We start from the raw sequence: 9404 nt of genomic DNA, 5'->3' as shown, positions 1-9404 counted from the left end.
CACGGCGATGACCGGAGAGGCGGACCATGTGCGCGATCTGATCGAACAGGTTTTGTTTACGGCTCCGGGTGAGCGGGTCAATCGCCCCACTTTCGGGAGCGGGCTGATGCAACTCGTGTTTGCTCCCAATAGCGACGCATTGACTGCCGCCACGCAGGTGAGCGTCCATGCCGCACTGCAGCAGTGGCTGGGGGATATTCTGATGGTGGAAGGTGTAGAGGTGCGCCGAGAAGACGCGGCACTTCATGTGAGGGTGCGGTATGTCTTGAGGCAAACTCAGCAACAGAGCACGGTAGAGCTGGTGAAAACACTATGAGCCCGGTGACGCAACTTCACAGCCGCGTGGAGCTTCGTCGAACACTCGTGCGGACGAAGGTCGGAAGCGACGGCAAACCCCTCTTGAACGGCATGGATTTCGTGGAAGTGGCGACGCCGGAGCAGACAACGCTCCACGTGCGCTTTATTCATCCCCTGCCCGGTCAACCGAATGGTGTGCCTGCTGCTCCGCCATTGACAGCGGCAAACGTCCTCATCAGCGGAGGCGTCCGAGTATCGAAGATCCGCGTCGTGCGGGTCTCGACCGACCGCAACCTCCTTACGGTAGTGGTCGATCAACCGGGAGACTTCTCCCAATACAGACTCCAATTGGTGGCCGGCCGGGAAGAGTCCGGTCCACCGGCCGGATTCGACCCGCAACTTGCGAATCTGGTTTTTTCCTTCAAGGTGGCCTGTCCGAGCGACTTCGATTGCCGAATGGAAGATCGGTGTCCGTCAGACCCCCTGCCGAAACTCGATATCAACTACCTGGCAAAGGACTATGCGAGCTTCCGGCAGGTCATGTTGGATCGCCTCGCGCTCCTGGTGCCGGGATGGACCGAGCGGTCCCCGGCCGATCTCGGCATGGCTCTCGTCGAACTCTTGGCCTATGTCGGGGATCACTTGAGTTACGAGCAGGATGCCGTGGCTACGGAAGCTTACTTGGGAACGGCCCGTCGCCGCGTGTCCGTCCGGCGTCACGCCCGCCTGGTGGGCTATCTGCCGTTCGAGGGATGTAACGCGCGTGTGTGGGCGCAGATCCAGTTGCGCCCGGGCAGCGACAACGTGAGATTGCCGGCGCGGGGATCTGACGGGCCGACTCGGCTGTTGACCGCTGTTCGCGGGCGGGACGGGGTTCTTGCGGCGCGATCCAATGCTGAACAAGCCGCGCCGGGCCAGCAACCGACTGTTTTTGAAATGATGGAAGATATTCGACTCTTCAAAGACCATGCGGAGATGAAGTTCCATACGTGGGGCAATAAGCAATGTTGTCTCCCGGCAGGCGCCACGAAGGCCACTCTTCGCGGGCATCTTCAGAATCTCCGCAAAGGAACCGTGCTGATTTTCCAGGAGGTCAAGGGTCCGTTGACCGGTTTGAAGGAAGATGCAAATCCCGCTCATCGCCATGTCGTGCGGTTGATTGCGGATGCGGCCATCGGGTTGGACCCGCTCACCCAAGAACCTATTTCGGAGATCGAATGGCATCCCGAGGACGCGCTGCCGTTCCCGCTATGCTTATCCTCGAAAAAGGATAGGGACCATGGCGAGGATGATGAACCGGATATCAGTGTGGCATTGGGGAACATCGTGCTGGCGGATCATGGGAAGACGGTGGAGACTCCGGAGAAGTTCCATCCGGTGCCGATGCCGCGTCTGACCCGCGTACAGGCCGAGGCTTTGCCGACGGAATTGATGGAAAGTACAACGGCGCCGGGCTCCGATGGCCGGCAACTCATTCCACCTCGCTATCAACCAGTCCTGCGTGGTCGTCCGCTCACGCATGCCGCCCCTTTCCCGTATTTCGATGAGACGGACCAACCTCGTTCTGCGCGGGCGGCCATGGTCTACGATCGGGAAACCGTTCGTCCGGCGATCGGATCGCTTGTAAGTACCTTCAACTCGGTACAGATGGAATGGACAGTCACCCGAGATCTCCTCACGGACAGTCTCGGTCGGCCGGACTATGTCGTGGAAATGGAGCAGGATGGGACGGCCTCGCTTCGATTCGGAGACGGCCGGTACGGGCGTCGGCCGGAGCCGGGAAGCTTGTTTCAGATCGTGTATCGCGTCGGAAACGGAAGCCAAGTAAACATCGGCGCCGACACGTTAAGGCACGTCGTGACCGATAATCCTCATGTCGCCGGTGTGACGAATCCATTGCCGGCCTTCGGAGGAACGGAACCGGAGAGTCTCGAAGAAATTCGGCGAAACGCACCCATGGCCTTTCGCACCCAGGATCGCGCGGTAACCATGGACGATTATGCGGAGATGACCGAGCGGGACTCGCGCGTGCAGCATGCCGCTGCCACGCTTAGATGGACGGGGAGTTGGCATACCGTCTTTGTACCGGTCGACCGGATGGGCGGAGCACGAGTCGATCCCGCCCATGAAACCGATCTGCGGAGCAGGTTGGAGTCCTATCGCTTGGCCGGCCAGGACATCGAAATCGACAATCCGAAACTAGTGGCGCTCGAAATCGGAATGCGAGTTTCGGTGGAGCCGCACTATTTCCAAAGCGACGTGCAGCGCGCGCTGCACGCGCGGTTCAGCAATCGGATCTCACCGGATGGACGACGCGGCCTCTTCCATCCGGACAACTTTTCATTCGGTCAACCTGTATACCTCAGCCCATTGTATGCCGCGGCGCAGGAAGTGGCCGGGGTACGTTCGGTGGTCATCACACAGTTTCAGCGCCTGGACAATCCCGGTGGAGACGCACTGGCGCAAGGGGTCCTCTCCCTAGGCCGTTTGGAGATTGCGCGGTGCGATAACGATGCGAACTTTCCGGACCGAGGTATCTTTCGGCTGGTACTTGAGGGTGGTGTGTGAGCGGACGACTCGAACAGGGCCTGAACCCATGCGGAAGTTGCAAGGGGCTTACCGTAGCGACCCCCATCGAGGTCACGAACCGCCCCGGACTCTCGATGATTGGATACCGAGTCGGCACGCACGGATCGTTCAAGGCCGGCATGTTGGCCCGATTGTCAACATCGGGGTCCTCGGCCATTCAGGGCATCCGGACACGCCGCGACGATGATTTCTCCATCGGGTTGCTCGATGCCTGGGCGACGGTTTTGGATATCTTAACCTTCTATCAGGAGCGTCTGGCCAATGAATCATATCTGTTGACGGCCACCGAGCGGCGATCGCTGCTCGAGCAAGCGCGATTGATCGGGTATGAGCCTCGGCCGGGTGTGGCCGCGAGTACGTTTCTCGCATTTATCGTCGAGGAGACGGGAGTTGTTTCCTTACCGGGGACACCGCTTCCACCGACGCCGTCGGGTCCTCGTGAGGTCCTGGTGCCGGAAGGGACCAGAGTGCAGAGCGTTCCGGGACCCGGCGAGACCGCGCAGGTGTACGAGACCATCGAAGACCTGTCGGCGCATCCGGATTGGAACAGTCTGCAGCCACGCCTCAGCCAGCCTCATCCCGTGAACGCTGAATTGGAGCAGGTGTTGGTACCCGGAGTATCGACGTTCATCAAGACCGGAGACACGGTGTTGGTCGTGACCGGCAATGAACCGGCTGATTGGAAGGTTAAGCAGGTTCTGCAAATTGAGTCGAGCCCGAAAGCCAATACGACGACCCTCAACCTGGTCACGGCACCGCACCCTGTTCCCTGGGTTCGACCGCCATTGCGCTTGAGCCCGTTCATTCTGACAGCCCCGAGGTTCGACAACATGCTCGTGAAGACAGGGCTGGTCTCGGGCAAGCGGTGGAATCAACGGCTGCTGCTCTCCATGGCTAAGACTTATCGCTGGTCTCGCGTGGCGCTTCAGGCTGCGATCAACGTTCCCCCGGCCAGGCCATTGCCGACGGGACCGGGCGTGTTCGCGTTTCACGACCGCGCCGCTTTATTCGGTCACAATGCGCCGAAATGGGAATCGCTCCCGAAGGAACAGCGGACACCCGAGGATGCGGTCTACCCCCAATCCTGGGAGATGAGAATGCTTGGTGAAGAAGACCAGCCCGATCCTTCGATCGGAGGAGCCTATCTCTACTTGGACCGGACGTACCCGACTATCGTGGAAGGCAGTTGGATCGTCCTTGCCTGTCCGACTTCGTCACTATCACCTCAAGCATATCAGGTACTTGATACGGCTGAACTCACCAGGTCCGACTTTACATTGACCGCCAAGGTGACACGTCTTCGAATCGATCGCTCGGAGGGGTTTAGCCAGTTTACCCTCCGCAATACGACCGCATTTGTCGCGAGCGAGAGGCTGGAACTGGCCCCCGTTCCGATTCTCGATGCGGTCGAGGGAAATGAGATCACGCTCAACGGAGCCTATCTTGGCCTGGAAGCCGGGCGATGGGTCACCGTGACCGGCGAGCGGGAGGATCTCTCCGGTGTCCAGGCCAGTGAAGTCCACCGGCTGGCCGAAGTAACCCTGGAAGAAGGGCTGACGACGCTCACCTTCCAGTCGGCGCTGGCCCATCCCTATGTGCGCGCCACCGTGCGGATCAACGGCAATGTCGTGGCGGCGACGCATGGGGAGTCACGATCAGAGTTGCTCGGCTCGGGAGACACCCGTGTACCCTTCCAGCAATTTGTGCTGCGTCAACCGCCGTTGACCTACATCAGCGCCCCGACGCCCAGCGGCGGACAATCCACGCTCGAGATCCGTGTGAACGATCAATTGTGGGAAGAGGTCACGACGCTCTACGATCATGGACCTACCGAACACATCTATACTACCCGCAAGGACGACGATGGAAAGACCATCATTCAATTCGGCGATGGTGTGACCGGCGCGCGCCTTCCGACCGGCCGGCAAAATGTGCGAGCCGCTTACCGCCAGGGGGTCGGCGCGGCGGGCTTGGTAAAAGCGAGCCAACTCAGTTTGCTCATGACGAAGCCGGCCGGTGTCCGCGAGGTCACGAATCCCATGGACGCGGCCGGTGCCGCAGACCCCGAGACGCTCGGAGATATCCGGCGCAATGCCGCGCTCACGCTCCGGACATTGGACCGCATCGTGTCCTTGCAGGACTATGAGGATTTCGCGGCCGCCTTTTCCGGGGTAAGCAAAGCGCTGGCCACTTCCACATGGACGGGGCGTCGACGGGGTATCCTGCTCACCGTGGCTGGGACCGATGGCGCGGTCATCGAGGAAGCCGAATCAGTCTATACGAATCTTGTGCGCGCCATTCAGAAGGCAGGGGACCCGTTGGTTCCGGTCCAGGTCGTGAGCTACCGTCCGGCTTTTTTCAAGGTGGGGGCCAAGATCACTCCGGCATCCGGCTATTCGGCGGAGCTCGTCCTTTCCGGCATACAGGATCGGCTGCGGAAAGCATTCTCCTTCCCGTCGCGCGAGTTCGGCCAACCGGTCACGCTCAGCGGTGTCCTGTCCGTCATGCATCGGATTCAGGGTGTACAGGCGGCGCAACTCACGCAATTATATCGGGTGGATGATCCGACGGCGCCTTCGCTCCAAACCGAGCTTGCGGCCATGGCGCCGCAATTCGGCAGCGGGACTGTGAGTGTGGGCGCGGAATTGTTAATGCTCGATGCGAGTCCACTGGTGGAGATCGGAGTGGCGTCATGACATTGGATGCCGACAAGCTGTACGCCTTGCTCCCGTCGATCTATCGCATTCGCGATCAAGAAGAGGGATTGCCGCTCAAGGCGTTTTTGACTGTATTGGCGGAACAGGCGGAGGTGCTGCAGGAAGACCTGGCACAACTCTATGATGATCAGTTTATCGAGACCTGCGCGGAGTGGGTGGTGCCCTACCTCGGCGAGCTGATCGGATATCGAAAGCTTCGGGATGCGGCTGCCACGAACGGTTCGTCACGGGCCGAAGTGGCCAACACGATTGCCTACCGACGCCGCAAGGGCACGGTGTCGATAATCGAGCAGTTGGCCACGGATGTAACGGGGTGGAAGGCGCGGGCGGTGGAGTACTTCCAGCAGGTTTGCGCGACGCAGTATCTCAACCATGTGCGGCCGACCCATCACGCGGTGGCCGACCTACGCCGGCAGAGGCAAGTCATGTGGTCTCAGACCCCGTTCGGCTCCATTCCTCATGTCGTCGATGTGCGATGGATCGCGAGCGGCCGGGGCCGCTATAACCTTCCAAATGTCGGCCTGTTCTTGTGGCGGTTGCAGCCTTATCGCGTCTCCAAAGGCACGGCCAAGCTTGTCAAAGACGGCTGCTTCACCTTTCATCCGCTGGGGTTCGACATGCCGCTCTTCAATCCTGGCCAAGGAGAGCAAAGCATGGCACGGTTGGCGGAGCCGGTGAGCGTGCCCGATCCGCTCCGGCGACGTCCCCTATTCGATGAGCTCGAAGAATTGCGCCAGAGTTTGGCGGATGGTCACGCGGAATCAGCGGTCACTCGAGCGTTATCGTGGTTCGATGCCGCACGGCCGGTGTTTCAGGTATTCAAGAACGGGACCGCGGTGCCGGTGCAGCAGGTCCTCATCTGCGATCTGACAGACTGGCAACGTCCGCCTAGCCGGCTGGCGTATCGCCGTCGCGACAAGCGTCCCGGGGACAACAGCCAGGATTTACAGCTGCCGATCCAGATCGCCGTGGATCCCGTGCTGGGACGCCTCGCGTTCTCGGCTGACGCCGATATGGCAGGGGCGCAGGTACAGGTGGCCTATTCCTTCGGATTCAGCGGAACCTTCGGAGGGGGGCCGTATCCCACTGAGGCGCTTCGCGCTCCCGTGACGCGCCGGGTGGCGACAGGAGGGTCAACGCTCAGCCAAGCGTTGGCGGCCGTGGGAACCGAGGATGCCGTGATTCAAATCGACGACAACGCGACGATCGATGGAGATCTCACGATCAGGTTGGGACCTGACCAGGACCTGACCATTCAAGGCAATGAAGGCACACGACCTGTGTTGACGGGGACGGTCACGATCGTCAGCGCGAAGGATGCGGAGCTGAGCTTGCACAACCTGATGCTGGCAAAATCGGTACGGATAACCGGCACGGCGGAAACGACCCTCACGATCAGGCATTGCACGCTGGCGCCGGTCGAACTCGCGCAGGATCATTCAATGCAGCCTCGGTCCGAGCCGTCGGTACGGTGGGTTGATGCAGGTAGTCGCGGGACGCTGGTGATTGATCGCACTCTCAGCGGCCGTCTGATGACGGGCCCCGACGTGTCCGTGGAACTGCTCGACAGTGCAATCGATGCACTCGCCGAGTCGGGGGTGGCCTTGGCAGCGGCCGACGACGGGAAAGGCGCGGCGGGGACGCTGCGGTTGATCCGCACGACCGTCATCGGAACTGTCCGCGTTCGGGCCGTCGAATTGGCTGAGCATGCGCTCGTGGCCGGTCAGGTTGTCAGTGAGCAACAACAGCAAGGATGTATCCGATTTTCCTATCTTCCGTCCGATTCTCGAGTTCCACGCCGTTATCGTTGTCAACCCGAATGGGCTGTGCAGCAAGCCAGGGATGCGGCGCAACAGCGGGATCCGTCCACACCCGAGCCGGTTCTTGCTCAGCTGGAAGCGCGAATACGGTCATCCTTACGGCCTGTATTCAGCACCGATCGATTCGGCCAGCCGGCCTATCTGCAGCTTCACGCATCATGTCCGGCGGAAGTTCGGACGGGAGCCGAAAATGGATCGGAGATGGGGATTTTCCACAGCTTGGGACAGGCACAGTGTGAGGCGAACGTCCGCGCCAGGATGGAGGAGTATCTTCGGTTCGGATTGGAGAGCGGAATCTTTTACGTGACGTAGACTTCTCCGGCCGCAGTGATGGATCACGGGGCGGCCGAGCAGGGATCGAACGTAGACAACGATAGGAGATCAGTACATGAAAGGCGACTTTAGTCGGCAGACATTCGCGCGAGGCAAACATTACAGCGCTGTCCTGCTCCAGCAGGGACGGGTTCAGCTCGATGCGGATTGGAATGAATCTCAAGCGATCCAGGCGTATCGCAGCGAGACGATGACGCGCGACATCGTCGGCTTTTCCGGCGCACCGACTGTTGACCCTGGTTTCCTGATTCGGGTGGATCGTGATGGAGCCGGTCTGTTGATTGGCCGCGGCCGCTACTATGTCGACGGGCTGCTTTGTGAGAACGACGCGGATATCAGTTATGCGGCCCAAGCAGACCTGCCGGGAGCAGGGGGGGCGCACGATCTCTTGCAGAAGAACGACGCGGTGTTCGGTATCGTGTATCTGGAGGCGTGGAAGCGACATCTTACGGCGTTAGACGATGCCGCAATGCGTGAATCCGCACTGGGAGGGCCCGATAGCACCACGCGGCTCAAGATCGTATGGCAGGTCAAGATACTGCCCGTCAAGACACCGGTCTCGGGGGTGGCGGGTCCTGAATCTCTTTTCGAAGAATGGATACAGCTACTGACGCCGCCCACCGGGGCGCTTTCGGCTCGAGCGAAGCCGGTGATCGGCAGCAATAATCCATGCATTATTCCGCCGAGCGCGGGCTATCGGGGCCTTGAGAACCAGTTGTATCGTGTGGAAATTCATAAAGGTGGAGAATTGGGGGATCCGGCCAAGGTGCCGACCTTCAAATGGTCCCGCGACAACGGTACCGTGGTCACGGCCATCGAACGGTTAAGCGGCCAAGAACTGACCGTCCGAGATCTTGGACCGGATGAGTTTCTTGGATTTGCCAGCGGGCAGTGGATCGAGATTATCGACGATGTGGCGGAGCTGAACCGGCTTCCCGGCCAGCTCATCCAAATCGACAGCGTCAATCGTGCCACCCGTGTGATCAAGCTGATGACGGCACCGGCACGATCGGTCGATCTGGATGCACATCCCAAGCTCAGGCGGTGGGACAGCGCCAACGACATCGCATTGTCCGTGCCTGCCGGGAATGAAGGATTTCTCCCGCTGGAGAACGGTCTTGAGGTCAAGTTCACTAACGGAACCTTCGAGACGGGAGACTTCTGGCTGATTCCCGCACGGACCGCAATCAATGGAGAAACCGGGACGATTGAATGGCCCTTCACGACTCCGCAACTGCCGCAAGGGGTCGATCGTCACTATAGTCGCCTTGCCCTCCTTCAGCGGAATCCTCAGACCAACACGCTGAGCTCGGTCGACGCCCGAAGGATCTTTCCTCCGTTGACGGGAGTGGGCGCCATGCACGTCATCGGCACGAGCTGGCGGCACGACGAAGTCATGACCGTCCAATCCGTCCTGGATACCGGCCTGCAAGTCACTCTGGACACCATCCCCTCTCAATCCTCGAGGGAAGCGCCGGATGCGCCACAGGCCGTCAACCCCGGCACATTCATTGTGACGCTCGAAACACCGACGGTTGCCTCGACGGATCCGACCGCGATGCCGCCACGCGTGGAGACAATTCTGAGCGGTACTTTGACAGTGTCCGGCAACAGTCTTGTCTGGAAGCCGGACCAGGATGTCGCGTCC

General features: G+C 60.4%; 5 protein-coding genes. All 5 read left to right on the top strand.

The genetic code is table 11. The features are described from left to right. On the top strand, window positions 1-316 hold a 316-nt coding region (locus ACOSYY_RS00575), incomplete at its 5' end, for a GPW/gp25 family protein (RefSeq protein ID WP_421660278.1). Further along, window positions 313-2865 (top strand): putative baseplate assembly protein, encoded by a 2553-nt coding sequence (locus tag ACOSYY_RS00570; RefSeq protein WP_421660276.1) that lies wholly within the window; start codon window positions 313-315, stop codon window positions 2863-2865. The genes ACOSYY_RS00575 and ACOSYY_RS00570, both read left to right, overlap by 4 nt. Further along, window positions 2862-5582, top strand: coding sequence for a putative baseplate assembly protein (locus ACOSYY_RS00565; RefSeq protein WP_421660275.1), 2721 nt, complete (start codon window positions 2862-2864; stop codon window positions 5580-5582). The genes ACOSYY_RS00570 and ACOSYY_RS00565 overlap by 4 nt, the downstream gene beginning before the upstream one ends. Next, a complete protein-coding gene (locus ACOSYY_RS00560) occupies window positions 5579-7735 on the top strand; it encodes a phage tail protein (protein ID WP_421660274.1) in 2157 nt (718 codons plus the stop codon). The genes ACOSYY_RS00565 and ACOSYY_RS00560 overlap by 4 nt, the downstream gene beginning before the upstream one ends. Before the next feature lie 76 nt (window positions 7736-7811). Then, window positions 7812-9404, top strand: a 1593-nt coding sequence (locus ACOSYY_RS00555) for a DUF6519 domain-containing protein (protein WP_421660273.1), incomplete at its 3' end; no start/stop codon positions are given.

It is taken from the genome of Nitrospira sp. BLG_2 (assembly GCF_049222245.1).
Note: the sequence above shows the minus strand (reverse complement) of the source record. Positions and strands in the feature narration are given on the sequence as shown.